Annotated in this window: 26 protein-coding genes; 11 read left to right on the top strand and 15 right to left on the bottom strand. The window is 54.1% G+C overall.

Annotation, left to right across the window (positions count from 1 at the left end; genetic code table 11):
- Window positions 1–8 precede the first annotated feature (8 nt).
- Both copD and copC read right to left on the bottom strand, forming a co-directional pair.
- Window positions 9–890: a copper homeostasis membrane protein CopD gene (gene copD / locus CRO19_RS18125; RefSeq protein ID WP_097097087.1), complete on the bottom strand. Its 882-nt coding sequence runs from the start codon at window positions 888–890 to the stop codon at window positions 9–11.
- 3 nt (window positions 891–893) lie between these two features.
- Window positions 894–1,271: a copper homeostasis periplasmic binding protein CopC gene (copC, locus tag CRO19_RS18120; protein WP_097097086.1), complete on the bottom strand. Its 378-nt coding sequence runs from the start codon at window positions 1,269–1,271 to the stop codon at window positions 894–896.
- A gap of 153 nt (window positions 1,272–1,424) precedes the next feature.
- Between copC and CRO19_RS18115 the strand changes: the two genes are divergently transcribed.
- Window positions 1,425–1,655: a DNA polymerase III subunit theta gene (locus CRO19_RS18115; protein WP_097097085.1), complete on the top strand. Its 231-nt coding sequence runs from the start codon at window positions 1,425–1,427 to the stop codon at window positions 1,653–1,655.
- A gap of 3 nt (window positions 1,656–1,658) precedes the next feature.
- Complete coding sequence (gene exoX / locus CRO19_RS18110) at window positions 1,659–2,327, top strand: exodeoxyribonuclease X (protein WP_097097084.1); 669 nt, start codon at window positions 1,659–1,661, stop codon at window positions 2,325–2,327.
- Here the strand turns inward: exoX and CRO19_RS18105 are convergent.
- Window positions 2,321–4,384, bottom strand: coding sequence for a prolyl oligopeptidase family serine peptidase (locus CRO19_RS18105; protein ID WP_097097083.1), 2,064 nt, complete (start codon window positions 4,382–4,384; stop codon window positions 2,321–2,323). The two genes, exoX and CRO19_RS18105, sit on opposite strands and share 7 nt — an antisense overlap.
- A gap of 125 nt (window positions 4,385–4,509) precedes the next feature.
- A complete protein-coding gene (locus tag CRO19_RS18100; RefSeq protein WP_097097082.1) occupies window positions 4,510–5,151 on the bottom strand; it encodes a tellurite resistance TerB family protein in 642 nt (213 codons plus the stop codon).
- A gap of 161 nt (window positions 5,152–5,312) precedes the next feature.
- Here CRO19_RS18100 and purT point away from each other — a divergent pair, with 161 nt between their 5' ends.
- Window positions 5,313–6,491 (top strand): formate-dependent phosphoribosylglycinamide formyltransferase, encoded by a 1,179-nt coding sequence (gene purT / locus CRO19_RS18095; protein ID WP_097097081.1) that lies wholly within the window; start codon window positions 5,313–5,315, stop codon window positions 6,489–6,491.
- A gap of 44 nt (window positions 6,492–6,535) precedes the next feature.
- Here purT and CRO19_RS18090 read toward each other — a convergent pair whose 3' ends face one another.
- Together CRO19_RS18090 and zwf are read right to left on the bottom strand one after the other, a co-directional pair.
- Window positions 6,536–7,177, bottom strand: coding sequence for a bifunctional 4-hydroxy-2-oxoglutarate aldolase/2-dehydro-3-deoxy-phosphogluconate aldolase (locus tag CRO19_RS18090; RefSeq protein ID WP_097097080.1), 642 nt, complete (start codon window positions 7,175–7,177; stop codon window positions 6,536–6,538).
- 187 nt (window positions 7,178–7,364) lie between these two features.
- Complete coding sequence (gene zwf, locus CRO19_RS18085; RefSeq protein ID WP_097097079.1) at window positions 7,365–8,840, bottom strand: glucose-6-phosphate dehydrogenase; 1,476 nt, start codon at window positions 8,838–8,840, stop codon at window positions 7,365–7,367.
- A gap of 371 nt (window positions 8,841–9,211) precedes the next feature.
- Between zwf and CRO19_RS18080 the strand changes: the two genes are divergently transcribed.
- From CRO19_RS18080 to CRO19_RS18070, 3 genes are all read left to right on the top strand, one after another.
- Window positions 9,212–10,066: a MurR/RpiR family transcriptional regulator gene (locus CRO19_RS18080; protein WP_097097078.1), complete on the top strand. Its 855-nt coding sequence runs from the start codon at window positions 9,212–9,214 to the stop codon at window positions 10,064–10,066.
- 107 nt (window positions 10,067–10,173) lie between these two features.
- A complete protein-coding gene (gene pyk / locus CRO19_RS18075) occupies window positions 10,174–11,616 on the top strand; it encodes a pyruvate kinase (protein ID WP_097097077.1) in 1,443 nt (480 codons plus the stop codon).
- 86 nt (window positions 11,617–11,702) lie between these two features.
- On the top strand, window positions 11,703–12,935 hold the full coding sequence (locus CRO19_RS18070; protein ID WP_097097076.1) for an MFS transporter: 1,233 nt from the start codon (window positions 11,703–11,705) through the stop codon (window positions 12,933–12,935).
- Between the two features lie 77 nt (window positions 12,936–13,012).
- Here CRO19_RS18070 and lpxM read toward each other — a convergent pair whose 3' ends face one another.
- The 3 genes from lpxM to znuA all read right to left on the bottom strand — a co-directional run bounded on the left by lpxM (window position 13,013) and on the right by znuA (window position 16,431).
- Complete coding sequence (gene lpxM, locus CRO19_RS18065) at window positions 13,013–13,990, bottom strand: lauroyl-Kdo(2)-lipid IV(A) myristoyltransferase (RefSeq protein ID WP_097097075.1); 978 nt, start codon at window positions 13,988–13,990, stop codon at window positions 13,013–13,015.
- Between the two features lie 127 nt (window positions 13,991–14,117).
- The gene (gene mepM / locus CRO19_RS18060; protein ID WP_097097074.1) at window positions 14,118–15,446 is read right to left on the bottom strand and encodes a murein DD-endopeptidase MepM; all 1,329 of its coding nucleotides are present in this window, start codon (window positions 15,444–15,446) and stop codon (window positions 14,118–14,120) included.
- A 13-nt stretch (window positions 15,447–15,459) separates the two neighbouring features.
- Window positions 15,460–16,431, bottom strand: coding sequence for a zinc ABC transporter substrate-binding protein ZnuA (znuA, locus tag CRO19_RS18055; RefSeq protein ID WP_097097073.1), 972 nt, complete (start codon window positions 16,429–16,431; stop codon window positions 15,460–15,462).
- A 77-nt stretch (window positions 16,432–16,508) separates the two neighbouring features.
- Here znuA and znuC point away from each other — a divergent pair, with 77 nt between their 5' ends.
- Both znuC and znuB read left to right on the top strand, forming a co-directional pair.
- Window positions 16,509–17,264 carry a zinc ABC transporter ATP-binding protein ZnuC gene (gene znuC / locus CRO19_RS18050; protein WP_097097700.1) on the top strand — a complete coding sequence of 252 codons (756 nt, stop codon included), beginning with the start codon at window positions 16,509–16,511 and terminating at the stop codon, window positions 17,262–17,264.
- Entirely contained in the window at window positions 17,261–18,046 is a 786-nt protein-coding gene (znuB, locus tag CRO19_RS18045) for a zinc ABC transporter permease subunit ZnuB (protein ID WP_097097072.1), read from the top strand. The genes znuC and znuB overlap by 4 nt, the downstream gene beginning before the upstream one ends.
- A 7-nt stretch (window positions 18,047–18,053) precedes the next feature.
- Here the strand turns inward: znuB and ruvB are convergent, their stop codons facing one another.
- From ruvB to aspS, 6 genes are all read right to left on the bottom strand, one after another.
- Window positions 18,054–19,058, bottom strand: coding sequence for a Holliday junction branch migration DNA helicase RuvB (gene ruvB, locus CRO19_RS18040; protein ID WP_007889560.1), 1,005 nt, complete (start codon window positions 19,056–19,058; stop codon window positions 18,054–18,056).
- Window positions 19,059–19,066: 8 nt separating this feature from the next.
- Entirely contained in the window at window positions 19,067–19,681 is a 615-nt protein-coding gene (gene ruvA / locus CRO19_RS18035; protein ID WP_007889559.1) for a Holliday junction branch migration protein RuvA, read from the bottom strand.
- A 91-nt stretch (window positions 19,682–19,772) separates the two neighbouring features.
- Window positions 19,773–20,300, bottom strand: a complete 528-nt coding sequence (gene ruvC, locus CRO19_RS18030) for a crossover junction endodeoxyribonuclease RuvC (protein ID WP_097097071.1) — start codon at window positions 20,298–20,300, stop codon at window positions 19,773–19,775.
- Between the two features lie 37 nt (window positions 20,301–20,337).
- Window positions 20,338–21,081 carry a YebC/PmpR family DNA-binding transcriptional regulator gene (locus CRO19_RS18025; protein ID WP_097097070.1) on the bottom strand — a complete coding sequence of 248 codons (744 nt, stop codon included), beginning with the start codon at window positions 21,079–21,081 and terminating at the stop codon, window positions 20,338–20,340.
- A 241-nt stretch (window positions 21,082–21,322) separates the two neighbouring features.
- Window positions 21,323–21,754: a dihydroneopterin triphosphate diphosphatase gene (nudB, locus tag CRO19_RS18015; RefSeq protein ID WP_097097068.1), complete on the bottom strand. Its 432-nt coding sequence runs from the start codon at window positions 21,752–21,754 to the stop codon at window positions 21,323–21,325.
- The gene (gene aspS, locus CRO19_RS18010) at window positions 21,754–23,535 is read right to left on the bottom strand and encodes an aspartate--tRNA ligase (protein WP_097097067.1); all 1,782 of its coding nucleotides are present in this window, start codon (window positions 23,533–23,535) and stop codon (window positions 21,754–21,756) included. The genes nudB and aspS overlap by 1 nt, the downstream gene beginning before the upstream one ends.
- 233 nt (window positions 23,536–23,768) lie before the next feature.
- Between aspS and CRO19_RS18005 the strand changes: the two genes are divergently transcribed.
- From CRO19_RS18005 to cmoB, 3 genes are all read left to right on the top strand, one after another.
- Window positions 23,769–24,590 carry a DUF72 domain-containing protein gene (locus CRO19_RS18005; RefSeq protein WP_097097066.1) on the top strand — a complete coding sequence of 274 codons (822 nt, stop codon included), beginning with the start codon at window positions 23,769–23,771 and terminating at the stop codon, window positions 24,588–24,590.
- 79 nt (window positions 24,591–24,669) lie between these two features.
- The gene (gene cmoA, locus CRO19_RS18000; protein WP_097097065.1) at window positions 24,670–25,398 is read left to right on the top strand and encodes a carboxy-S-adenosyl-L-methionine synthase CmoA; all 729 of its coding nucleotides are present in this window, start codon (window positions 24,670–24,672) and stop codon (window positions 25,396–25,398) included.
- Window positions 25,395–26,363: a tRNA 5-methoxyuridine(34)/uridine 5-oxyacetic acid(34) synthase CmoB gene (gene cmoB, locus CRO19_RS17995; RefSeq protein ID WP_097097064.1), complete on the top strand. Its 969-nt coding sequence runs from the start codon at window positions 25,395–25,397 to the stop codon at window positions 26,361–26,363. The genes cmoA and cmoB overlap by 4 nt, the downstream gene beginning before the upstream one ends.

Here is a 26,363-nt window from a genome sequence, read left to right as displayed (position 1 = left end):
TTACACATTCAGGCCGGTGACAGCGTGGCGAACACGCTCACTAACCCGATAACGCCCATTGCCAGCAGCAGTTCAAGCTGCGTCAGGCGGATAAACAGCGGTGATGCATCACTGGTTGCGAGGCGAAAACGCGGAACCAAAAGATAACGGTTAACCAGCGCGATCAAAACCATCAGCATCACCAGCAAGACTTTCACTATCAATAGCTTGCTCCATAGCGTGGCTTGCCAATTCAGCGGTGAACCTGCAATCAACAAACTATTCATAATGCCGGTGAGCAGCGCCAGCGCCACCGCAAGGTGCCCGTAGCGCGAAAAACGCATCATGCAGCGGATTGCATCGCGGCGAAATGCAGTGTGCCGAGCGTCTCGCATCAGCAGCAACAAAGGCACTAAACCCCCAGCCCAGAATGCGGCGGCAATCAGATGCAGCGCGTGGTTAGCCTGCTGTAGCACACCAGTCCAACTATCGCGCATTGCCGCATGGCCCACACCGGCTAAAGCGATAAGCTGCAATAGGCTACTGAGCAATAGCATCTTCTGGCGAAGCGTGCCTTTTAGCAGTAATGACAGTGCGCTGAGCAGTGCGAAGCCAATTTCCCAACGCCAAACCACGCCAAAGCGCGTTTGTAGCACTGCTTGCCATGTGTCAGGATCGCTGATGTTACGCCAATCACCGCTCATCAAGCCGGTTTGCGTCGCCAGCATCAGCACGCTGCTAAGCAAACTCAGTACCGCACTGCTCGCTAATATCAACCCTAAATGCTGCGCCAGCAAAGAGCGATAGCGTAGCGGTGCCAGCAGAGCGGTATAAAACGCGCTGCCGGCAAGCAACAAGAGCGCCATAAAATGCAGCGCCCGCAAGCTTATCCACAGCGTGGTCAAACTCATCAATTACTTCACGCTGAAGCTATAGCTGCCTTTGGTTTTATGGCCATCGACAGACAGCACATGCCAGTTAACCTGATAGCTACCTGATGGCAGCGGTTGGGCGATCGGTACAATCAGCTGATCATGCTGCTTACCATTGAGTTTGGCTTTTTCCACTGCAACCGGCTGATGCTGCGCGTTAAGCACTTCCACGCCGCTAAAGGCCACTTCAACATCTTCGGTAAAGGTCAGCGTCAGATTCTGTGGGGAGCTATTAACCACGGCTTTATCCGCCGGGACCGGGGTTTTAAGATGAGCATGAGCCAGCGCAAACTGACTAATGGTGAGCGTTGATGACGCCAGCAACAGCGCCATAACACGGCTTAACGCGGTTTTCTTCATCACTTCTTCCCTTTTAAATGCGGCAACACACCGCAAACGTGGCAGCAGGATACGCCGCCGATCTGCAGGTGTCGAGACTTGCGGTGCGATCCAATCTCCTTGATCCAGCGCGGCGAAACCATTACTTTTGCCCCTGTTTATCAGGAGAAATACATGAGCCAAAACCTTGCCCTGCTCTCGCAGGAAGACAAAGATAAAGTGAATGTCGATCTGGCTGCCGCAGGCGTCGCCTTTAAAGAGCGCTACAATATGCCGGTGGTTGCCGAAATGGTGGAGCGCGAACAACCCGAAGCGCTGCGTGAATGGTTTCGTCAACGTCTAATGCACTATCGCCAGGCCTCGCTCAGCTTGTCACGCCTGCCCTACGAACCTAAGCAGAAGTAATCTATGTTACGTGTTATTGATACCGAAACCTGTGGCTTACAGGGTGGCGTGGTTGAAGTGGCATCGGTTGATGTCATTAACGGCCAAATCGTTAATCCAATGAGTGATTTGATCTGTCCGGATCGCCCGATCGGTCGCCAGGCCATGGCGGTGCATCGCATCACTGAAGCGATGGTGGTTGGCAAGCCTACCATTGAAGAAGCGATTGGCCGCTATCACGGCGCTGCACATTACGTGGCGCACAATGCCAGTTTTGATCGCCGCATGCTGCCAACCATGCCAGGCGAATGGATCTGCACCATGACGCTGGCACGTCAGCTGTGGCCGGGGATAAAATACGGTAATCAGGCATTGCGTCATAGCCTGAAGCTTGACGTGACGCCACCCGCCGATCTGCATGCGCACCGCGCGTTGTATGACTGCTACGTCACCGCCGCGCTACTGATCCGCATTATGGAAACGTCTGGCTGGAATGCCGAGCAGATGGCGAACTTGTGCCAGCCGGCAGCCGTAAGTGGTGATGTGTTCCCGTTCGGGAAATATCGCGGGCAGAGTATCGGCAGCATCGCGCGCAAAGATCCGGGCTATCTGCGCTGGGTGCTGGAAAATGTACGCGATTTGCGCCCACCATTACGGCAGGCGCTGCGCAAGTACGTGAAAAGCGATCAGTAATCGGCGCGGTCTGGCAAGCTACCCTGTGCCAGGCCAATCAGGAAAGTAAATTCCTGCGCCACACCCTCATAAGCTTTGAAACGGCCCGATTTCCCGCCGTGACCCGAATCCATCTCGGTACACAGCAGCAGCAGTGAGTCATTGGTTTTAAGCTCACGCATCTTCGCTACCCACTTGGCGGGTTCCCAATACTGTACCTGCGAATCGTGCAGGCCGGTGGTAACCAGCAGATGCGGATAGGCTTTAGCCTCAATATTGTCATACGGGCTGTATTGAAGGATGTAATGGTAAAATTCTGCCTGCTCGGGATTGCCCCACTCGTCGTATTCACCGGTGGTGAGGGGAATCGAAGGATCAAGCATTGTGGTGACCACATCCACAAACGGCACCTGCGCGACCACGCCATGGAACAGATCGGGTGCCATGTTCACTACCCCGCCCATCAATAATCCACCTGCGCTGCCGCCCATCGCATAGAGCCGCTGTGGATTACCATAGCCTTTCGCCACCAGCGCTTCGGTAACATCAATGAAATCGGTGAAGCTGTTCAGCTTGTTCTTCAGCCGGCCGCCGTCATACCACTGTTGACCGAGTTCACCGCCGCCGCGCACATGAATGATGGCGTAAACGAAGCCGCGCTCCAGCAGGCTAATACGGCTGGTGCCAAAACTGGCATCCATACTGCTGCCATAGGCACCGTAACCGTAAACCAGCAGCGGATTGTTGCCACGCTGAAAATATTTACGGTGATAGACCAGTGAAACCGGAACTTCCGTACCATCGCGTACCGTAATCCACAAATGTTCGCTTTTATAATCCTCAGATTTGAAGCCCGGCACCGGCGTCCTCTTCAGCACGCGGCGATCGCCCGTTTCCATATTGAGCTCAAAAAGTGTGGTCGGCATCGTCATCGAGGAATAGCCGTAGCGCAGCGTGTCACTTTCCGGGGAAGGGTTATAGGCAAGCCAGGTAACATAGGCTGGATCGTCAAAAGCGATCCCAAAGCTCTCCCCGCTTTCCCAGTTGATCTGGCGCAAGGTGTTAACGCCGTGCTGCCGCTCTTCCACGACCAGCCAATGGCGGAATAACTGGAAATCTTCCAACACCACGTGGTCCCGCGCGGGAATTAACGATTGCCAGCGTGCTTCCGCCAGCCAGGCGCTGCGATAAAGACCGAAGTTTTTGCCGTCGCGATTTGAACGGATATAAAACTGGTGGTTGTAGTGATCGATGCTGTATTCGTGGTCGCGTCGACGCGGACAGAACGTCTGCGGCTGCGCATCTGGATATTCCGCGTCGATCAGCAGAATCTCACTGGTTGTGGTGCTGTACAGAGCAATCAGGATGAAATGTTCCGAGGTGGTTTTGTGCACGCTGAGATGGAAGGTATCGTCCTTCTCCTCATACACCAGTTGATCGTCAGACTGCGGGTGTCCCAGCTCGTGGCGCCATACCTGATAGGCCAGCAGCGTTTTAGGATGTTTGCGCACGTAATAGAGCGTGCGGGAATCATTGGCCCAGGCAACGCTGGATGACGCGTTGTTCAGCACTTCCGGATACCAGCTACCGCTGGCAAGATTGCGAAAACGAATGCCGTATTGGCGTCGTGAAAGGAAATCTTCTGCCAATGCCATCACTTGATTGTCCGGCGTGATGGCCAGCGCGCCCATGGTGTAGAAATCGCTGTGGGCGGCACGCTGGTTGCCATCAAGCAGCAGCTGCCACGGCTCATCAGCGGGCGCCTCAATCGGCTGACGGAAATAGGCCGGATATTCGTTGCCGACTTCATAACGGCTTTGATAGCGATAACCATTTTTCACATAGGGTACTGAGTGATCCTGCGGCGGAATGCGATCAACGATCTCTTTCAATACCCGATCTTGTAATGGACTCTGCGACGCCATCATCGCCCGTCCGTAATCATTTTCAGCATGCAGGTGAGCCAGCACGTCCGGATTTTCGCGTTCGTCATCGCGCAACCAATGATAATTATCGGTACGCGTGTCGCCATGCAGATTCATTACGTGAGGGATTTTTTTCGCGTATGGCTGCTTCATAAAACTCTTCTCCCTGAAGGACAATATCCAGCAAGCGTGGCACTAATCACGCACGATGCCAAGCTGCTTGCAGATTTTGCCACCCAGGAAGAAGCGAAAGCCGCGCATGCAGCCTTCGCGCAGAATTATGCCGCTTTTTCAGCCTCAATATCGCGTTGAATGCCATCGCGGACATCCTGAGGGATTTTTAACGCATCGCCCAGCGCGGAGAGATAGCTGCGCTCCATAAAGTGGTCAACATCTATTGCCGCACAGCTAAGGAAATAGAGTTCCAGCGCTTCTTCTTCATTTTTCACATCTGCCGCCAACCAATTGGGATCGAGTGGACGATTCATCGCCTGCTGAATCAGCGCCTCAGCCTGTGTGCCATACCCCGCTTGATGAATGTTCTGCTCAATCGCCGCGCGTTCACGATCGTCGATGTGCCCATCACTCTTCGCCGCGAAGACCAGCGCCGTCACTAAGCGCTCTGCACGCTGATCCATTGGCGTTTGTAGCTGGCCAAATCCCGCGTCGTCCTGATGCGTTTCACGCACGCGCTGCTTATATTTGTTCCACAGCAGAGCCCCGGCCGCCGCGCCGCCGCCCACCAGTAACGCTTTGCCACCATATTTAGTCAGTAGCTTGCGCGTCGATTTGCTGCCGACCAGCAATCCCGCCAATCCGCCCAAAGCGCCGGGTGCCAGCATATCGCTTAAGCCGCCGGATTTTCCGTCTCCACCCTTTTTCGCCAACACCGATTGAATTTGCTGCAGCCAATTGCTCATCGTTTAACTCCTGTTTAAGTTTTCGCTCTCCATGCTGCCGCAGCTTGTGTCAGATAACGTCAGAGCGGGAAAAGTATGGCAAACCTGATGATGGCGAAAGCGTGAGTACGCAAACGTTTTCGTTTATACTGCGCGCGCATTTTGACTGCTAAGGTGAAATTATGACAACTCTCGGAACCGCGCTGCGCCCTGCCGCCACGCGTGTCATGCTGTTAGGTTCAGGTGAATTAGGCAAAGAGGTGGCGCTGGAGTGCCAACGTCTCGGTGTAGAAGTGATCGCAGTGGATCGTTATGCCGATGCGCCCGCCATGCACGTTGCGCATCGTAGCCACGTGATCAATATGCTGGATGGCGAGGCGCTTGCCGCGTTAATCGCCCAGGAAAAGCCGCATTTTGTGGTGCCTGAAATTGAGGCGATCGCTACCGAAAAATTGCTGGAACTGGAAGCGCAGGGCCAGAAAGTGGTGCCGACGGCCCGCGCCGCACGCCTGACCATGAATCGCGAAGGTATTCGCCGTTTGGCAGCGGAAGAGCTGTCTCTGCCAACCTCGTCGTATCAGTTTGCCGACAGTAAAGAGAACTTTGTCGCCGCCGCCCACGCGATTGGATTCCCGTGCATCGTAAAACCGGTGATGAGCTCCTCCGGTAAAGGCCAGAGCTTCATCCGTGAAGCCAGTCAGCTGGACAAAGCCTGGGATTATGCGCAGCAAGGCGGACGTGCCGGTGCCGGTCGCGTAATCGTTGAAGGTGTGGTGAAGTTTGATTTTGAAATCACCCTGCTTACCATTAGCGCGGTTGACGGCATCCATTTCTGCGCCCCGATTGGTCACCGCCAGGAAGATGGCGATTACCGTGAATCCTGGCAGCCGCAGCAGATGAGCGAGCTGGCGCTTCAACGCGCGCAGGATATTGCTGCTAATGTGGTGAAAGCGCTCGGTGGCTATGGTCTGTTTGGCGTAGAGCTGTTTGTGTGTGGTGATGAAGTGGTGTTCAGCGAAGTATCACCGCGTCCGCATGACACCGGCATGGTGACGCTGATTTCACAAGATCTGTCGGAGTTCGCACTGCATGTCCGCGCCTTCCTTGGCTTGCCGATTGGCGGTATTCGTCAATATGGCCCAGCCGCTTCGGCGGTGATCTTGCCTGAGCTCAACAGCCACGACGTGCAGTTCGTCAATATCGAAGCCGCGCTGGGTGCGGGCTTGCAGCTGCGTCTGTTTGGTAAGCCGGAAATTGCTGGTCAGCGTCGTTTGGGCGTTGCGTTAGCAACCGGTGAAACCATCGATGACGCGATTGCGCGTGCTGTAGCCAGTGCAGCTGCGGTGAAAGTTGAAGGGTAAGTGAGTTCAAGAGGTCGCCAGGAATGGCGACCCTATATTAGATGTTACGCGCGCGCCCCTTCAACCGCTTCACGCGCCAGACGCGTAATGCGATCCCAGTCGCCGGTTTCCAGCGCATCATTGGGTACCAGCCATGAACCCCCAATGCACAGCACGCTTTTGAGGGCCAGGTATTCACGATAATTTGACGGAGAGATGCCGCCCGTCGGGCAGAAACGCACCTGTGGGAAGGGTCCACCAATCGCCGACAGCGCTTTTACGCCGCCGTTGGCTTCAGCCGGGAAAAATTTGAACTCGCGCAGACCATAATCCATACCGATCATCAGTTCAGATACGGTACTGATCCCCGGAATCAAAGGTACCGGACCTTCAACTGCCGCTTTCAGCAGGGACTCTGTTAATCCTGGGCTGATAACAAATTGTGCACCGGCATCTGTGACTTCTTTCAACTGCTGTGTATTAATCACCGTGCCTGCCCCAACAATCGCTTCCGGCACTTCTTTAATCATGGCGCGCAGTGCATCCATTGCTACCGGCGTACGCAGCGTCACTTCCAGCACGCGCACACCGCCCGCAACCAGCGCTTTAGCCATCGGCACTGCATGTTCCAGTTTGTTCACCACAATGACCGGCACAACCGGGCCAGTTTTCAGGATCTGTTCTGCACTTGTTTTCCAGTTCTTCATCACGTTTCCTTAGTTGCATCAGCCCGGCGCGCAGCCACGCTGTCAATAATTGGAACCTACCATACAAGATTGGCTGGAGCGGCGTCTATCGGATATCAATTTTTTTTGAAACCCGGGTTCACTTTTCAGATAAAGGAATTTTCGGCAAAAAAAAGCCCGCACATTCGGCGGGCTTAGCAACGCGTGATTATTCGAACTCGTTCCAGGAACGGCCATCGCGCGTAATCATCGCGACAGAAGCCACCGGCCCCCAGGTGCCAGCCTGATACGGCTTCGGCGCTTCGGCATCGGCGTTCCAGGCATCAATGATGGAATCCACCCAGCCCCAGGCGGCCTCTACTTCGTCACGACGCACAAACAGCGCCTGAATGCCGCGCATGGTTTCCAGCAGCAGACGCTCGTAAGCATCGGCCAGATGCGACTGGTTGAAAGTTTCTGAATAGCTCAGATCCAGCTTGGTGGTTTGCAGCTTATGTTTGTGATCGAGTCCCGGCACTTTATTCAGGATTTCGATATCCACACCTTCGTCCGGCTGCAGACGAATGGTTAATTTGTTCTGTGGCAGTTCGGCATAAGAGTCTTTGAACAGGTTCATCTCTGGGTTCTTGAAGTAGACCACCACTTCAGAGCATTTGGTCGGCAAACGCTTGCCGGTACGCAGATAGAACGGCACGCCAGCCCAACGCCAGTTATCGATATCGACGCGGATGGCGACAAAGCTTTCCGTGGCGCTCTGCTTATTGGCGCCCTCTTCTTCCAGGTAGCCCGGCACTTTTTTACCCTGCACGAAGCCCGCGGTGTATTGGCCACGCACGGTTTTCTCGCGCACGTTAGTCTGATCAATACGACGCAGGGAACGCAGCACTTTCACTTTCTCATCACGGATGGCATCCGCGCTGAGATCGGACGGCGGCGACATGGCGATCATCGTCAGGATCTGCAACAGGTGGTTCTGGATCATGTCGCGCATCTGGCCGGCTTTGTCGAAATAACCCCAGCGGCCTTCAATGCCCACTTCTTCTGCCACGGTAATCTGCACATGATCGATAGTGCGATTGTCCCAGTTGTTAACGAAAATCGAGTTGGCGAAACGCAGCGCCAGCAGATTAAGCACCGTCTCTTTACCGAGATAGTGGTCAATACGGAAGACCTGGCTCTCTTCAAAGTATTTGCCGACGCTGTCATTGATCTCTTGCGAGGTTTCCAGTGAGGTGCCAAGCGGCTTTTCCATCACCACGCGTGCCGGTTTGGCGTTCAGCTTCGCGGCGCCCAAACCGTCACAAATTGCGCCGAAGGTGCTTGGCGGCATGGCGAAATAGTTGATGGTGACACGATTTTTCTGGTCAAGCATTTTGCCCAGTTTGGTGAAATGCGAGGTGTCATTAACGTCGAGGTTACAAAAATCGAGACGGCTGCTGAGTGTGTCCCACAGCGCTTCGTCGATTTTCTCTTTCATGAAGGTTTCCAGCGCTTCACGAACCACTTTGGTGTACGCATCCTTGTCCCAATCCGCGCGGCCTACGCCAATAATGCGAGTGGTTTCATGAATCTGACCGGCTTTTTCCAGCTGATACAGTGATGGCAACAGTTTACGGCGAGCAAGATCGCCTTTGGCACCGAAAATCACCAGATCGCATGCCTGGGCTGTTTGTGTAACCGCCATTTTCCTCTCCTCGTTGCAGGATATACCCGGCTTGAGCGTTCTCATCACGCCAGGTCCTTATTGTAATTTTCTTACAGCACAATGTACGTTTTTCGCCGGTTCAGGACAACCCGAACGCAGCCTTTGCTGGCGTTAACTGTGAACGAATTAAAGGTGTTAAGTGTGTTGTAGCGTGCCATTTGAGCACTTTTTCTGTTTCGATGTTTGTCGCGGCAAAACACGTCAGCGATCAAAGTATCGCAAAAAATTCGCGCTTACATTTGTCCTTCGCTGCGTGCGTGCCTCTATTACACGGTATATTCTTGAGAATTGGCAGCGATTTCATCCATCGGTGAACGCGGAAAAGTGATTGACGGTCATTAGGTTAAACCATGCTGGAACAGATTCAGGCGCAATTAGCGGCGCTGAGCAAATCGGAACGTAAAGTAGCAGAACAGATTCTTGCTGCTCCTCAACAGGCGATGCACTCCAGCATCGCCACGCTTGCACGTGCTGCTGACGTCAGCGAACCCACGGTGAATCGCTTTTGTCATCGCATGGGCACACGCGGCTTTCCTGATTTCAAGTTGCAGCTCGCGCAGAGTCTGGCAAAAGGCCCAACCTGGGTCAGCCGTGATGTGGAAGAAAATGACAGCGTCGAAAGCTTTAGCCATAAGATTTTTGATTCTGCACTAGCCGGTTTGAGTCGCGTGCGTCAGCAGCTCGATGTTGAGGTGATTCATCAGGCAGTTTTGGCCCTTACAAAAGCGCATAAAATTGCCTTTTTCGGTCTCGGCGCCTCCGCCGTGGTCGCACACGATGCCACCAACAAATTTCTGCGTTTTAATCTGCCGGTCATCTGGTCAGAGGATATTGTGATCCAGCGCATGAGTTGCATAAATAGTGGACCAAATGATGTATTTGTTCTCATCTCACATACTGGCCGCACCAAAAATATGATAGAACTGGCTCGCCTGGCGCGTGTAAACGCTTCCACTGTGCTGGCTATCACTTCTCCGGGTTCACCGCTGGCAGCAGAAGCGACGCTGGCATTGACGCTGGATGTACCTGAAGATACCGATATCTACCTGCCGATGGTTTCCCGCCTGGCACAATTAACCGTGGTTGATGTACTGGCGACGGGGTTTACCCTTGAGCGCGGCGCCTCTTTCCGTGAGAATCTGAAACGGGTGAAAGAAGCGCTAAAAGATTCGCGCCTGGAGAAACAGCCGCAGGAAAATAATTAACATCACATTCACAATGTGAGTCGAATCACAGCCCATCAATCATATAGAATAGATGAACACTACGTGTCACTTGAGAGCGACACGCTACTTTGCTAACGGAGTCCTTCATGTCCAGACGTCTCAGAAGAACCAAGATCGTTACAACCCTCGGTCCAGCCACCGATCGCGACAATAACCTCGAAAAAATCATCGCGGCAGGTGCTAACGTTGTACGACTCAACTTCTCCCACGGCACACCAGAAGATCATCAGCAGCGCGCCAACAAGGTGCGTGAGATTGCCGCGAAATTGGGTCGCCACGTGGCGATTCTTGGCGACCTGCAGGGGCCGAAAATTCGCGTATCAACCTTCAAAGAAGGCAAAGTTTTCCTTAATGTTGGCGACCGCTTCCTGCTGGATGCCGATTTGAGCAAAGGCGAAGGCGATAAAGAGAAAGTCGGTATTGACTATAAAGGCCTGCCAGAAGATGTGGTGCCGGGCGATATTCTGCTGCTGGATGATGGTCGCGTGCAGTTGAAAGTGCTGGAAGTCCAGGGCGCCAAAGTATTCACCGAAGTAACCGTCGGCGGCCCGCTTTCCAACAACAAAGGTATCAACAAACTGGGTGGTGGCTTATCTGCTGACGCGCTGACAGAGAAAGACAAAGTCGATATCATCACCGCCGCCAAAATCGGCGTGGATTATCTCGCTGTTTCTTTCCCGCGTAACGGCGAAGATATGAACTATGCTCGCCGCCTGGCGCGCGATGCCGGTTGCGACGCTAAGCTCGTGGCGAAAGTTGAACGTGCTGAAGCCGTTGCTTCACAGGAAGCGATGGATGACATCATTCTGGCATCAGATGTGGTAATGGTGGCGCGTGGTGATCTGGGTGTTGAGATTGGAGATCCGGAACTGGTCGGTATTCAGAAGGCGCTGATTCGTCGCGCACGTCAGCTAAACCGCACCATCATCACCGCTACGCAGATGATGGAATCAATGATCACCAATCCGATGCCAACGCGTGCGGAAGTGATGGACGTGGCGAATGCCGTGCTCGATGGTACCGATGCCGTTATGCTCTCGGCCGAAACCGCGGCGGGCCAATATCCGGCAGAGACCGTATCCGCAATGGCTAAGGTGTGCCTCGGCGCAGAAAAAATCCCTAGCGTTAACGTCTCCAAGCACCGCCTTGAGGTGCAATTCGATAACGTTGAGGAAGCCATTGCAATGTCTGCGATGTATGCTGCCAACCATCTGCAAGGGGTTTCAGCCATCATCACCATGACTGAATCAGGCCGTACTGCGCTGATGACGTCACGTATTACCTCTGGTTTGCCGATCTTCGCCATGTCACGTCACGAACGTACGCTGAATCTCACGGCGCTCTATCGTGGCGTTACGCCAGTATTTTTCGACAGTAATAATGACGGTGTTGCCGCCGCGCACGATGCAGTGAATCTGTTGCGCGACAAAGGTTTCCTCGTGTCAGGCGACCTGGTGATTGTCACCCAGGGCGACGTGATGGCGACCACCGGTACCACCAATACCAGCCGTGTGCTGCGCGTAGATTAATACGCACTACCGACAGCGGCTGTAACAACATGGACAAACGCGACTGCCTGGCAGTCGCGTTTTTATTTTTTTGACAAGGAGGCCAGATGGCCCGCTATCAACCTATTACCCAACTTACCGGGCGCGTACTGCTGTTTCCGCTCGCGTTGGTGTTATTCGAATTTGCGACCTATATCGCGCACGACATGATTCAGCCCGGCATGTTGCTGGTAACCTCAGAATTCGGCGTGGGTCCTGAATGGGTATCAACATCGCTGACCGCTTATTTGATGGGCGGCGTTGTATTGCAGTGGCTGCTTGGCCCGCTTTCCGATAAATATGGCCGTCGCCCCGTATTGCTGTTTGGCATTCTGTTCTTTGCTGCCGCTTGTATTCTCACCACCTGGGTCAGCAGCATTGAAGAGTTTGTCGCGCTGCGGTTCATTCAGGGCATCAGCCTGTGTTTCATTGGCGCAGTCAGCTATGCGGCGGTGCAGGAAGCCTTTGCTGAAGCACTGGCAGTGCGCATGATGGCGCTGATGGCCAACGTTGCGCTGCTTGCGCCGTTAGCGGGACCCTTGGCCGGCGCCGCGTGGCTCACGGTTGGCGAGTGGCGCAGCATGTTCTGGCTGTTTGCCATCTGCAGCGTCATCGCTTTTGCCCTGCTGTGGCGCGTAATGCCAGAAACCGCTGGCGATCGCAGCCACTCCATCGCCTTGCCCACGCTGGCACGTGGCTATGCGCGTTTAGCGCGCGATCGCCAGGTCATGTATGGATCATTTGCGATTGGTTTAGTGTTTATTCCCATCCTTACATGGGTAGCCCTGTCGCCGGTGATTCTGATGCACGATGAAGGGCTGTCGCGGATGCAATATGCTCTACTGCAACTGCCGGTATTTTTAGCAATGATTGCCGGGAATATCACGTTGGGCAAATTGGCGGGCCGCGTTCCGATTGAGCAGCCGGTAAAATTTGCCGCATGGCCAATCCTGATTGGGTTGAGTATTGCGCTGTTGGCGAATTTGCTTAATAGCCACACCTATCTGCTGCTGACAGCAGGTTTGAGCTTGTACGCATTTGGCGCAGGCATGGTGAACGCTGGACTTTATCGCTTAACGCTCTACTCCAGTGACGAAGGCAAAGGCAGCGTCGCGGCAATGCTCGGCATGATCAGTATTCTGACCTTAGCCGTAGGTATTGAGCTGGCAAAGAGTGGCTATTTCAGCGGCGGTACGCCGTGGTTTAGCGGCATCAACTTTGCGGCTGGCGTATTGTGGTTTGGTCTGGTGACGCTCTTCCTGCGTGAACGGAAACGTCGCAGTCATGTAAAAGCAGCGTGATTGACAGATTAGGGCCCGGCATGTTGGAAGGTGCGCATTGATGCGCACCTGGTCGCCATCAATGGCGACTCAACGAATTATTTCTTGCGCGGATAAAGTTCTTTGCGCGCATAAGGTTCGATATCTCCTTCTTTGCGCGTCTTTAGCAGCTTCAAAATCCAGGTGTACTGCTCAGGATGCGGACGCACGAATACTTCCACTTCTTCATTCATGCGACGTGCCAGCGTGTTGTCATCCGCTTCCAGCAAATCGTCCATTGGCGGACGCACATAGATTTCCAGCCGGTGCGTTTCGCTGTTATATACCGGAAAAAGCGGTACCACGCGGGCGCGACACACTTTCATCAGACGACCCACGGCCGGTAGCGTGGCTTTGTAAGTGGCAAAGAAATCCACAAACTCACTGTGTTCTGCGCCATGATCCTGATCGGGCAGATAATAGCCGTAGTAGCCCTGACGCACCGAAGCGATAAACGGTTTGATGCCATCGTTACGCGCATGCATACGCCCGCCGAAACGGCGACGCACGGTATTCCACAGATAATCCATTAACGGATCGCTCTGATTGTGGAACATCGCCGCCATCATCTGGCCTTCAGACGCCAACAGCATGGCGGGAATATCGACCGCCCAACCGTGCGGCACCAGGAAAATGACATTTTCTTTATTCGCCTGCAGCTGCTCAATGATTTCCCGGCCGTGCCACTCGACACGCTTTCGCACGTGTGCAGGATTGCGTAAGCCGAGCTCCGCCATCATTGCCATCGCCTGCGGTGCAGTAGCAAACATACGATCAGCAATCTCTTCGCGCTGCGCCTCACTCAATTCTGGCAGGCAATAATAGAGATTGATCAGCGCACGACGACGCGCACTCTTCGCCAGCTTGCCAGCGAACTTGCCCAATCCGCCCAGAATAGGATCGCGCACTTTGGCGGGAAGCAACGCCATGCCAGCCAGCGCGCCAACCGCCAACCAACTGCCCCAGTATTTCGGCTTCAAAAAAGAACGTTGAAAAACGGGAATAAACTCACTGTTATTTTTCTTTCGGGTTTCCATGCACTCGCCTCTGACAATGACCGGTCAATAATAGTGACGATGGTTTATTTTGCAATCTTCATGCGCCAGATAGCAAAAAACCGACGAAGAATCCGTCGGTTTTTCCGGTGTTACGCGAAAATGTGCGCTATTTCAGCGTTAATTGCGGCAGCCAGGTTTTCACTTGCGCCATATAAGTGCTGCGATCTTTGCCGGTCAGCCCTTCCATGCGTGGTAGTTTCGCCGTTAATGGATTGACAGCCTGGTTATTGATCCACACTTCATAGTGCAGATGTGGGCCAGTAGAGCGTCCAGTGTTACCCGAGAGCGCAATGCGATCGCCTCGTTTCACTTTTTGTCCAGGCTTCACCAGCGCCTTGCTCAAATGCATGTAACGCGTCATATACTGACGGCCGTGGCGAATGGCCACGTAATTGCCCGCCGCGCCGCCGTTCTTCGCCATCACCACTTCCCCATCACCCACCGCCAATACCGGCGTGCCGATAGGCAGGGCGAAATCGACACCTTTATGCGGTGCGATACGCCCAGTCACCGGATTAAGACGGCGAGGATTGAAGTTAGAGGAGACGCGATACTGCTTAACCGTTGGGAAACGCATGAAACCACGTGCCAGGCCGGATGCGTTACGGTCGTAGAACTTGCCATCTTCCGCGCGGAAGGCGTAGTAATCTTTGCCCCCGGTGCGCAGACGTACGCCAAGCAGTTGGCTTTGTGCACTTTTGCCATCGAGCATTTCACGCGACATCAGTACGCTAAAATCATCGCCTGCGCGCAGCTTGCGGAAATCCATCTGCCACTGCATTGCTTTGATGACGTTACTGGTTTCTGCGCTGGTCAATCCCGCCCGCTGAGCACTGGCAGCAAAACTGCCTCGCACTTCGCCTTTCAGCACGTTGTTCTGCCATTCACCCTTTTGCAGCGCCTGCTGCATCGTAAAGCTACCGTTATCGGCGCGCTGATAAGTACGGGTTTCACGGCGATCGATTTCCCAACTGAAGGTTTGTAGTTGCCCATCCGCGTCCAGCGTCCAGCTAAGTTGCTGGCCGACGCGCATATTGCGCAGGTCTTTATCACTGCTAACCAGCGCATTGATATCGCCCAGCTCAATACCGTACTGATTCAGCGCACTGCTCAGCGTATCGCCTGAAGAGACGGTGTAATCATGGACGTTTGAATTGTCCGGGACGTCTTTATCAATGTCGTCGGCAGGAATATCTTCTTCCGGCTCTTCGGTGGTTTGGTCGATCGGCTCGCTGGCTTCGGGCAGCAAGGTCCGCAGTTCGTCTTTGTCCAGCGCGATAGTTTTCACGATGGGTGCAACATCATGGGGATGATAAACGTATGGCCGCCAAACGGCGACGGCCAAAGTCACTACGGTTAATGAACCCAGCATAACGCGGTGGGGGCGCGGCAAATTATTAAATGCGAGGGCGACAGAGCGGGCTATCTGCTGCACTTTTACTTATTCCTCATGCTCCATTCAGGCAGCTCGCATACTGGCTCGACAGCTGTGAAAGGAATTTCACGTAGCTATCTTTTGTTAAGCTGATCCCCATGCCCAATGGATCGAGCGTGCCTTTACGCACCTCAGTTCCACGAGACACGGCATCGATGACGGCCGGCCTGAATTGTGGTTCAGCAAAAACGCATACGGCTTTCTGCTCAACCAACTGTGTTCGTATTTGATGTAAACGCTGGGCGCCCGGTTGGATTTCAGGATTGACGGTAAAATGCCCTAATGGTGACAAACCGTAATGTTTTTCAAAGTAGCTATACGCATCGTGAAAAACGAAATAACCCTTATTCCGCACAGGCGCAAGTTGCGCGCCAATGTGTGTATCCGCGTTGGCTAATTCTGCCTCAAACTGCTGCAGGTTAGCGTCAAGTTTGGCTTTGCTTTGCGGCATAAGTTCCAATAATTTCCCATGGATTGCAACCGCAGATTGCCTTGCGATCTCAGGGGACATCCACAGATGCATATTAAATTGCCCATGGTGGTGGTGAGCATGAGACAGGTCTTGTTGCTCAGACTTTTCTGAGGCAAGGTCATGATCGTGATCGTGCTCATGTTCCTCATCATCATCATCGCCGCTAATCAATAACGGTTTTACTTCCGGCAAAGCGGCGATCTCGAGGTTTTTATTGGCAGGTAATTCTGCCGCTGACTTGGTCAGGAAGGCTTCCATTTCCGGGCCGGTCCACACCACTAAGTCTGCGTTTTTTATACGTTTTACATCGGAAGGACGCAGAGCATAATCATGTTCAGAAGCACCGTCAGGCAGCAACACTTCAACCGGTGTAATGCCATCGGCGATTGCGGCTGCGATAAATCCGATGGGTTTAATTGAAGCCACCACCGCTGAGCGCGCAGGCAGTGCGGAGGAGGTAGCGATTGCCGCAGCAGTGAGGGTGAAAATAAGACGTTTTTTATTGTGTAACATAATACGACATTCCATCGTGACCAGGTGATGGAATGTGATATTATAACATTCGAAATTCTATGCAACCCGTAAATATCATGCCGCCACTTGTTACTCTTGAAAACATTTCAGTGAAGTTCTCCCAGCGCCCGGTGCTAGCAGGCATTAGCCTTACGCTCGAGCGCGGGAAAATTCTCACTCTGCTGGGCCCGAATGGCGCTGGCAAATCGACGTTGGTTCGCACGGTGCTCGGGCTGCTTAAACCAACCGGCGGCACCGTCAAGCGCGCCGCTGATTTGCGCATCGGCTACGTGCCGCAGAAACTGCACATTGATCCCACATTGCCAATCACCGTTGAGCGCTTCATGCGTCTTTCGCGCGGTACCCGACGTGATGCGATTTTGCCCGCGTTAAAACGCGTACAGGGTGGACATCTGCTTAATGCGCCGCTGCAAAAACTCTCTGGCGGGGAAACCCAGCGTGTTTTACTGGCGCGAGCGCTGCTGAATGATCCTCAACTGCTGGTGCTGGATGAGCCAACCCAGGGTGTTGACGTGAACGGCCAGGTTGCGCTGTATGATTTGATCGATCAGCTGCGTCGCGAGCTAAACTGTGGCGTGCTAATGGTCTCGCATGATTTACATTTGGTGATGGCGAAAACCGATGAAGTGCTGTGTCTTAATCATCACATCTGCTGTTCCGGGACACCCGAAGCCGTTTCGCAGCATCCTGAATTTATCGCCATGTTTGGGCCGCGCGGTGCGCAGCAGCTGGCAATCTATCGTCATCATCATAATCACCGTCACGATTTACAGGGACGCATTGTTCTGCGCAAAGGAAATGGCCCGTCATGATTGAACTGTTATTACCTGGCTGGCTGGGTGGCGTCTTGCTGGCGCTGGCCGCCGGTCCGCTTGGCTCGTTTGTGGTTTGGCGCCGTATGTCCTACTTTGGTGACACCCTTGCCCATGCATCGCTGCTAGGTGTGGCGTTTGGTTTACTACTCAACGTTAATCCTTACTATGCAGTGATTCTGGTTACCGTCTGTCTGGCACTGGGATTGGTATGGCTGGAGCGTCGCCCACATCTCGCTATCGACACGCTGCTCGGCATTATGGCGCACAGTGCGCTGTCGCTGGGTTTAGTGGTGGTGAGCCTGATGCAAGGTGTGCGTGTCGATCTGATGGCGTATCTGTTTGGTGACCTGCTGGCGGTCACGCCAGATGACCTGTGGATGATGGGCGGAGGCGTAGCGATTGTGTTAGCCGTGATGGCGTGGCAGTGGAACGCTCTGCTGTCGATGACCATCAGCCCTGAGCTGGCACAGGTGGATGGCGTGAACATTCAGCGTACGCGTTTGATGCTGATGCTGGTGACCGCTTTAACCATCGGTGTGGCAATGAAATTTGTCGGCGCGTTGATCATTACATCGCTGCTGATTATCCCGGCGGCGACGGCGCGTCGTTTCTCGCGCTCGCCAGAGCAGATGGCGGGTTTTGCCGTGATTGTCGGTATTGTTGCGGTAACCGGCGGGCTAACCTTCTCCGCCACTTACGATACGCCAGCCGGTCCTTCAGTTGTATTATGTGCCGCGGTGCTGTTCATTATCAGCATGGCAAAAAAACCGGCGGCTTAACGCCGGTTTACTCTTCGCGACTGATACCAAAATGTTTATAGGCATGCTGCGTTGCCATACGGCCACGCGGCGTGCGCTGAATGAATCCCTGTTGAATCAGGAAGGGTTCAATCACATCCTCGATCGTTTCCCGCTCCTCGCCAATCGCCGCAGCCAGATTATCTAACCCAACCGGACCACCCGAGAATTTGTCGATGATCGCCAGCAGCAGTTTGCGGTCCATATAATCAAACCCCTGACTGTCGACGTTAAGCATATCCAGCGCGCTAGCCGATACTTCGCCGCTCAAATTACCGTTGGCGCGCACTTCCGCAAAGTCCCGTACACGACGCAGCAACCGGTTGGCGATGCGTGGCGTACCGCGCGCACGACGCGCGATTTCTAACGCACCCTCTTCGCTCAACGCCAAGCCAAGACAGGCTGCGCTTCGCCCAACGATGTGCTGTAAGTCAGGGACATTATAGAATTCAAGACGCTGGACGATGCCAAAGCGATCGCGCAACGGCGAAGTTAATGAACCCGCACGTGTGGTGGCGCCAATCAGGGTAAACGGTGGCAGGTCGAGCTTAATGGAACGCGCCGCCGGACCCTCACCAATCATAATATCCAGCTGATAATCTTCCATTGCCGGATACAGCACCTCTTCCACTACCGGTGAAAGGCGATGGATTTCATCGATGAACAGCACGTCATGCGGTTCGAGGTTGGTCAACATCGCTGCGAGATCGCCCGCTTTTTCCAGCACCGGCCCCGACGTCGTGCGCAGATTAACGCCCATTTCATTGGCTACGATGTTGGCCAGCGTGGTTTTACCCAATCCCGGCGGACCAAAGATCAGCAGGTGATCGAGTGCGTCGCCGCGCAGTTTCGCAGCCTGGATGAAAATCTCCATTTGCTCGCGCACCTGCGGCTGACCCACATATTCCGTCAGCAGCTTAGGTCGAATGGCACGATCGAGCGTTTCTTCTTCGTTAAAGGAACTGCCCGAGACCAGGCGATCGGCTTCAATCATGCTTTACCTCAAATAGCTGCGCGCAGCGCTTCGCGAATCAGGGTTTCGCAATCCGCGTCCGGTTTTCCCACTTTGCTGATCATGCGGCTGGCTTCCTGTGGTTTATAACCGAGGGCAACCAGTGCCGATACGGCTTCTGCTTCAGCATCGTTGTTATCCTGCGCGGCTGATGGCGTCGTCAATGTAAAGGTTGAGTCACCGCCAAACAGATCGCCGTGCATACCAATGAAGCGGTCTTTCATTTCCACGATCAAGCGCTCGGCGGTTTTTTTGCCTACGCCTGGCAGTTTAATCAAAGACGCAATCTCTTGTCGCTCAACCGCAGTAACGAACTGCTGCGCTGACATGCCCGACAAGATCGCTAGCGCCAGCTTTGGCCCCACGCCATTCACTTTCACCAGCTCGCGGAACAGCGTGCGCTCCTGCTTGTTATTGAAACCGAACAGCAGCTGCGCATCTTCACGCACCACGAACTGGGTAAAGATGATCGCTTCCTGATTAATTTCCGGCAGCTCGTAAAAGCAGGTCATTGGCATGTGCACTTCATAACCGACGCCGTGCGCTTCAATTAACACCAGCGGCGGCTGTTTTTCCAGAATGTTGCCTCGTAAACGACCAATCACCTGAGCGATTCCTTAATCTGTAAGTAAGCCTGCGTTTATAGCATAAAAAAAGCTGGATGAATATCCAGCCTCGTATAGCGTTTCGTTTCCGCTAACCCGATCGCATACGACCGCGCGTCATCACCAGTTTTGTGTTACTTATACGTCCAGCATTTTGACTCATATGGCAGTGGGTGATGGCAATCGCCAGCGCATCGGCGGCGTCAGCTTGCGGGTTCGCCGGCAGTTTCAGCAAGGTCCGCACCATGTGCTGTACCTGACTTTTCTCTGCACCACCGGTGCCGGTTACCGTTTGCTTCACCTGCCGCGCTGCATATTCAAATACCGGCAAATCGTGATTCACCGCAGCCACAATCGCCGCACCGCGCGCCTGGCCCAGCTTGAGCGCTGAGTCAGCATTCTTCGCCATAAACACCTGCTCAATGGCGAAGTAATCAGGTGAAAACTGCGTGATGATTTCGCAGACGCCGGCGTAAATCAGTTTGAGGCGCGACGGCAAATCGGTGACGCTGGTGCGGATACAGCCGCTGCCCAGGTAGGTGAGCTGGCGGCCGGTTTGGCGGATAACACCGTAACCGGTGACGCGCGAGCCGGGATCGATCCCGAGAATTATCGCCACAGCGCGTCTCCGGTAAGTGGGGTTTTAAGCAACGCCATTACAGCGTTTCTGCGATCTCATCAGAGATTTCACCGTTATGGTACACTTCCTGCACATCATCGCAGTCTTCCAGCATGTCGATCAGGCGCAGCAGTTTCGGCGCAGTTTCGGCATCCATTTCGGCTTTGGTTGAAGGGATCATTGAGACTTCAGCGGTGTCCGCTTTCAAGCCGCCAGCTTCCAGCGCATCACGCACCGCACCCAGCTCTTCCCACGCGGTGAACACGTCAATTGCGCCATCATCATAGGCGACGACGTCTTCGGCACCGGCTTCCAGCGCCGCTTCCATTACCGCATCTTCGTCCTGGCCTGGCGCGAAGGAGATAACACCCTTCTTGCTAAACAGGTAAGAAACTGAACCGTCAGTTCCGAGGTTACCGCCAGTTTTGGTGAAGGCATGACGCACTTCGCCAACGGTACGGTTGCGGTTGTCGCTCAGGCACTCGATCATCACAGCAGAGCCGCCCGGACCGTAACCTTCATAGATGATGGTTTCCATGTTGGAATCATCTTCGCCGCCCACGCCGCGTGCAATTGCGCGGTTCATGGTATCGCGGGTCATGTTATTGGACAGGGCTTTGTCCATCGCTGCGCGCAGGCGCGGGTTGGAACCGGCATCGCCGCCACCGAGCTTCGCAGCGGTAACCAGCTCGCGAATGATTTTGGTGAAGATTTTACCGCGTTTAGCGTCCTGAGCAGCTTTACGGTGCTTAGTATTCGCCCATTTACTGTGTCCAGCCATCTTGCATATTCTCCGATCTTTTACTGGGTGCAGGCTATCTTACTTGCGATCTTGTCCCCCGGCAGTGCTCGCAATCCTCACGTACATAAGTACGCTCCGGTTGCTGTGCGCTGGCGGTGAACAACCTCGCGGCGCCGATTACGCCTGACTGTTCGATATTGTTCGGTGCGTTCATTGAAAACTCACCAGATTCATAAAACTTAATGCATTCGCCACCGGAATAACGCGCGGCGGCGAGCATTCAGATAAATTCTTCAATTGCCTGGCGGTTACTCCAGGACTTGGTGAGGGCTGCGGCAGCGGCGGGGTCGAGCCAGCGCGCGGCGAGATGCTCGGTGAGCAGTAGCTCACGCTCTGCGGGTAACGCCAACCTGAACCAGTGTTCGCGATTGTGCGTGGTGCCCGGCGCGTAACGATGGCGATAGTGCGGGAAGATTTCAAACTCGATCTCTTTGTGACAATCGTCCAGCACTAACTTTTCATCCGCTATGTCGATGGCGAGCTCTTCTAACACTTCGCGCTGAGCCGCCTGATGTGGGCTTTCACCCGCTTCCAGGCTGCCAGTAACCGATTGCCAAAAGCTGTCGTCATCACGTCGCTGCAGCATTAACACCCGGCCGGTATCTCGCGCAAAAATCACTACCAGCACCGATACCGGATGTTTATAGCCCATTACTTGTTCTCTGACTTTTCTTTCTTCGGTGCCACTAAAATACCCAGATCCAACAAGGCGGCTGGATTGGCTTCGCTTGGCGCTTCAGTCATCAGACATGCTGCTGCGGTAGTTTTCGGGAACGCGATCACATCACGGATGTTATCGGTACCCGTTAACAGCATGGTCAGTCGATCCAGACCAAAGGCCAAGCCCGCGTGTGGCGGTGTGCCGTATTTCAGGGCGTCGAGCAGGAAGCCAAACTTCTCGCGCTGCTCTTCTTCGGTGATTCCCAGGATGCTGAACACCGTCTGCTGCATTTTGCCGCTGTGGATACGTACCGAACCGCCGCCCACTTCGTAGCCGTTAATTACCATATCGTAGGCATTGGCTACTGCCTGTACCGGATCGGTCGCCAACGCTTCGGCGCTCATCGCTTTCGGCGAGGTGAACGGATGGTGCATCGCTGCCAGGCCGCCCTCTTCATCTTCCTCAAACATTGGGAAGTCGATAACCCACAGCGGCGCCCAGGCTTTTTCATCGGTGATCTGCAGATCGCGGCCCACCTTCAGACGCAACGCACCCAGCGCATCCGCCACCACTTTAGCGCGGCCGGCACCGAAGAAGATCAGGTCACCATCTTGTGCTGATGTGCGATTCAGGATCGCTTCGACGATCTCTGCCGTGAGGAATTTCGCTACCGGGCTCTGTACGCCCTCGAAGCCTTTAGCACGTTCGTTAATCTTCATCCACGCCAGGCCTTTGGCGCCATAGATTTCAACAAACTTGCCGTATTCATCAATTTGCTTACGCGTTAATGCAGCACCGCCTGGAACGCGCAGCGCCGCTACACGGCCTTTGGCATCATTAGCAGGGCCCGCGAACACCTGGAACTCGACATTTTTCAGCAGATCGCCAACGTCCACCAGCTCCATGGGGTTACGCAGGTCTGGCTTGTCGGAACCGTAACGGTGCATCGCTTCCGCAAAGGTCATCTGCGGGAAGTCACCGAGATCGACGCCCTTGATGTCGATCCACAGCTCACGAATCAGACGCTCCATCTTTTCACGAACCTGCTCAGCCGTCATGAACGAGGTTTCAACGTCGATCTGGGTGAATTCAGGCTGACGGTCGGCACGCAGATCTTCGTCGCGGAAGCACTTAACGATTTGATAATAGCGGTCAAAACCCGACATCATCAGCAGCTGTTTGAACAGCTGAGGTGACTGCGGCAGCGCGTAAAACTTGCCTTTGTGTACGCGGCTCGGCACCAGATAGTCACGCGCGCCTTCCGGTGTTGCTTTGGTCAGCATTGGCGTTTCGATATCGAGGAAGCCCTGGTCATCCATAAAGCGACGCACGAAGCTGGTAATTTTAGCGCGGGTTTTTAAACGCTGAGCCATTTCCGGACGACGCAGATCCAGATAGCGATAAGTCAGACGCGCTTCTTCGCTATTGATCTGGTTCGAATCCAGTGGCAGAGGTTCAGCACGGTTGATGATGTTCAGTTCATGCGCAAACACCTCCACTTCACCGGTGGCCATGTCGCTGTTTTTGTTTTTTTCGTCACGTGCACGCACGGTGCCGGTGATCTGGATACAGAATTCGTTACGCAGTTCAGATGCCAGCTGGAAAGCGTCCTGACGATCGGAATCGAAGAACACCTGTGCGATACCTTCACGGTCGCGCATATCGATAAAAATCAGGCTACCCAGATCGCGACGGCGATTTACCCAGCCGCAGAGAGTGACTTGCTGACCCACATGAGACAGATTGAGCTGTCCGCAATATTCTGTACGCATAACGTATCCTTTTAACTTCGCCGCTGCTGCCAGACAACACCAGGCCGCGTAACCTTATGAGATGCTGTCGCAAAAAAGGCGGCTATTATAATGGAAAAACCCAGGCAGGATAAGTGGAGCCAGATCAAAGCGGACAAAACAATAGGCTTTATCGCGCTGTTTTTCCTGCCGACATCAAAACAGGGTACATTATGCCGCCCTTTCCCGCCCCTAAAGGATTAAGGAGTTCGCGTTTGACACTTCGCATTGGCTTACCACAATGGCAGCACGCGCGCTGGAAACAGTTCGGTTTAGAGACGCTGGCCGATTACGCACAGCTGTTTGGCTGCGTGGAAGGCAATACCACACTTTATGCTTTGCCGAAGCCGGAAGTGGTGATGCGCTGGCGGGATATGACCCACGATGACTTCCGCTTCTGCTTCAAATTTCCCGAGAGCATCAGTCACCAATCTGGCCTGCGTAACTGTGATGAATTGCTGACGGCGTTTTTCCGCCTGCTCGATCCGCTGAGTAACCGTATCGGTCAATATTGGTTGCAACTGCCCGCGGCATTCTCTCCCGCGCAGCTAGGTGATTTATGGTTCTTTTTGGATAGCTTGCCGCGCAGTTTTCACTATGGCGTGGAAGTGCGTCATCAGGCGTTTTTTGCCAAAGGTGAGGCCGAACGCGCGCTGAATCGCGGTTTGCTGGATCGTAGGATTAATCGGGTGATGCTCGATAGTCGCCCGGTGCATGCCTCAAACTCGCAGTCTGTCGCAGCGGTGCAGGCGCGATCGCAAAAACCGCGCGTGCCGCCACATGCTGTGCGTACCGGATCGCAACCTATGGTGCGCTTCATTGGCAGTGATAGCGTGGCGGAGAGCGTGCCCCTGTTTCAGCCGTGGCGCAGTAAGCTGCAAGCATGGCAAAAAGAGAGCGATCCCATGCTGTTTATTCATACACCAGACATGGGCGACGTGTTTCCGCTGGTTCAGGCGCTGTGGCCGCAATTGCAGCAGCTGGAGCCGACACTGCGCAATCTACCTGACTGGCCGCAACAATCGACGCTATTCTAAACTCAACACTACAACGTGCAGCGTGCGGCAGTTTCTGCCAAAATAGCGCCCTTTCCGATTTCTCTCCGGACTTTTCATTATGTCTGATCGCGATACGCTATTTTCCGCGCCCATTGATAAGCTGGGCGACTGGACCTTTGACGAGCGCGTAGCTGAAGTTTTTCCCGATATGATTCAGCGCTCGGTGCCGGGTTATTCCAACATCATTTCGATGATTGGCATGCTGGCAGAACGCTTTGTACAGCCGAATAGCCAGGTTTACGATCTCGGCTGTTCGCTGGGCGCAGCCACGCTGTCGGTGCGCCGCAATATTCATGTGCCAGGCTGCCAAATTATTGCCGTGGATAATTCTCCGGCGATGGTGGAACGCTGCCGCCGTCATATCGACGCCTTCCGAGCCGACACGCCGGTTCAGGTGATCGAAGCGGATATTCAGGATATTCATATCGAGAATGCTTCGCTGGTGGTGCTGAATTTTACCCTGCAGTTTCTTGAGCCGCCCGCCCGTCTCGAATTATTAAAGAAAATCGTTAACGGTCTGAATCCGGGTGGCGCCCTGGTGCTGTCTGAGAAGTTCAGTTTTGAAGATGCTGACGTAGGTGAACTGCTGTTCAACATGCATCACGATTTTAAGCGCGCGAACGGCTACAGCGAGCTGGAGATCAGCCAGAAACGCAGCATGCTGGAAAACGTGATGCTGACCGACAGCGTGGAGGCGCATAAAGCGCGCCTGAAAACCGCCGGTTTCAAACATGCAGAGTTATGGTTCCAGTGTTTTAATTTTGGTTCGTTGGTGGCGTTGAAATGATTGAGTTTGGCCGTTTTTATCAGCAAATTGCCACCGGCCCGCTCGCCAGCTGGCTGGAAGTCTTACCTGCGCAAGTTGCCGCATGGCAGCGTGAAAACCTGCACGGTAAATTCCGCGATTGGGAGAAATCGGTTGATTATCTCCCCCTGCTTGCACCGCACAAGCTGGATTTACTGCACAGCGTGAGCGCGGATGCCAACGATCTGACCGATCGTCAACGTCTGGGTATTGAAAATTTGCTGCGCAATTTGATGCCGTGGCGCAAAGGTCCTTATTCGCTGTACGGTACCGCGATCGATACCGAATGGCGTTCTGACTGGAAATGGGATCGCGTGTTGCCGCACATTTCTCCTTTGCAGCATCGCACGATACTCGATGTCGGGTGTGGCAGCGGCTATCACATGTGGCGCATGATCGGTGCTGGGGCGAAACTGGTGGTGGGTATCGACCCTATGCAGCTGTTTTTGTGTCAGTTCGAAGCGGTACGTAAGCTGCTGGGCGACGATCGTCGTGCGCATTTGCTGCCGCTGGGCATTGAACAACTGCCAGCGTTACAGGCGTTTGATACCGTATTTTCGATGGGCGTACTTTATCATCGTCGTTCGCCACTCGATCACCTTATGCAGTTGAAAAATCAGTTGGTCAATGACGGCGAGCTGGTGCTGGAAACGCTGGTGATTGAAGGCGACGAGAACGCGGTGCTGGTGCCGGGTGAACGTTATGCGCAGATGCGTAATGTTTACTTTATTCCTTCTGCCGCCGCGCTGAAGAGCTGGCTGGAAAAATGCGGATTTGTGGATGTGCGCATTGCCGATTATGCGGTGACCTCGGTGGAAGAGCAGCGACGCACCAGCTGGATGACCAGCGAATCGCTGGCCGAATTCCTTGATCCTAACGACAGCAGCAAAACGGTCGAAGGTTATCCCGCGCCGCTGCGCGCCGTACTAGTGGCCCGCAAACCGTAA

Source organism: Candidatus Pantoea floridensis (assembly GCF_900215435.1).
In the GTDB taxonomy this organism is placed as follows: domain Bacteria; phylum Pseudomonadota; class Gammaproteobacteria; order Enterobacterales; family Enterobacteriaceae; genus Pantoea; species Pantoea floridensis.
The sequence above is the reverse complement of the archived record's forward strand: the minus strand, read 5'-3'. Positions and strand labels throughout refer to the sequence as shown.

What these genes read in the sequence shown, in the direction of transcription:
- copD (WP_097097087.1), bottom strand. Translation starts at nt 890, where the DNA reads ATGAGTTTGACCACGCTGTGGATAAGCTTGCGGGCGCTGCATTTTATG.
- copC (WP_097097086.1), bottom strand. Translation starts at nt 1,271, where the DNA reads ATGAAGAAAACCGCGTTAAGCCGTGTTATGGCGCTGTTGCTGGCGTCA.
- CRO19_RS18115 (WP_097097085.1), top strand. Translation starts at nt 1,425, where the DNA reads ATGAGCCAAAACCTTGCCCTGCTCTCGCAGGAAGACAAAGATAAAGTG.
- exoX (WP_097097084.1), top strand. Translation starts at nt 1,659, where the DNA reads ATGTTACGTGTTATTGATACCGAAACCTGTGGCTTACAGGGTGGCGTG.
- CRO19_RS18105 (WP_097097083.1), bottom strand. Translation starts at nt 4,384, where the DNA reads ATGAAGCAGCCATACGCGAAAAAAATCCCTCACGTAATGAATCTGCAT.
- CRO19_RS18100 (WP_097097082.1), bottom strand. Translation starts at nt 5,151, where the DNA reads ATGAGCAATTGGCTGCAGCAAATTCAATCGGTGTTGGCGAAAAAGGGT.
- purT (WP_097097081.1), top strand. Translation starts at nt 5,313, where the DNA reads ATGACAACTCTCGGAACCGCGCTGCGCCCTGCCGCCACGCGTGTCATG.
- CRO19_RS18090 (WP_097097080.1), bottom strand. Translation starts at nt 7,177, where the DNA reads ATGAAGAACTGGAAAACAAGTGCAGAACAGATCCTGAAAACTGGCCCG.
- zwf (WP_097097079.1), bottom strand. Translation starts at nt 8,840, where the DNA reads ATGGCGGTTACACAAACAGCCCAGGCATGCGATCTGGTGATTTTCGGT.
- CRO19_RS18080 (WP_097097078.1), top strand. Translation starts at nt 9,212, where the DNA reads ATGCTGGAACAGATTCAGGCGCAATTAGCGGCGCTGAGCAAATCGGAA.
- pyk (WP_097097077.1), top strand. Translation starts at nt 10,174, where the DNA reads ATGTCCAGACGTCTCAGAAGAACCAAGATCGTTACAACCCTCGGTCCA.
- CRO19_RS18070 (WP_097097076.1), top strand. Translation starts at nt 11,703, where the DNA reads ATGGCCCGCTATCAACCTATTACCCAACTTACCGGGCGCGTACTGCTG.
- lpxM (WP_097097075.1), bottom strand. Translation starts at nt 13,990, where the DNA reads ATGGAAACCCGAAAGAAAAATAACAGTGAGTTTATTCCCGTTTTTCAA.
- znuA (WP_097097073.1), bottom strand. Translation starts at nt 16,431, where the DNA reads ATGTTACACAATAAAAAACGTCTTATTTTCACCCTCACTGCTGCGGCA.
- znuC (WP_097097700.1), top strand. Translation starts at nt 16,509, where the DNA reads ATGCCGCCACTTGTTACTCTTGAAAACATTTCAGTGAAGTTCTCCCAG.
- znuB (WP_097097072.1), top strand. Translation starts at nt 17,261, where the DNA reads ATGATTGAACTGTTATTACCTGGCTGGCTGGGTGGCGTCTTGCTGGCG.
- ruvB (WP_007889560.1), bottom strand. Translation starts at nt 19,058, where the DNA reads ATGATTGAAGCCGATCGCCTGGTCTCGGGCAGTTCCTTTAACGAAGAA.
- CRO19_RS18025 (WP_097097070.1), bottom strand. Translation starts at nt 21,081, where the DNA reads ATGGCTGGACACAGTAAATGGGCGAATACTAAGCACCGTAAAGCTGCT.
- nudB (WP_097097068.1), bottom strand. Translation starts at nt 21,754, where the DNA reads ATGGGCTATAAACATCCGGTATCGGTGCTGGTAGTGATTTTTGCGCGA.
- aspS (WP_097097067.1), bottom strand. Translation starts at nt 23,535, where the DNA reads ATGCGTACAGAATATTGCGGACAGCTCAATCTGTCTCATGTGGGTCAG.
- cmoA (WP_097097065.1), top strand. Translation starts at nt 24,670, where the DNA reads ATGTCTGATCGCGATACGCTATTTTCCGCGCCCATTGATAAGCTGGGC.
- cmoB (WP_097097064.1), top strand. Translation starts at nt 25,395, where the DNA reads ATGATTGAGTTTGGCCGTTTTTATCAGCAAATTGCCACCGGCCCGCTC.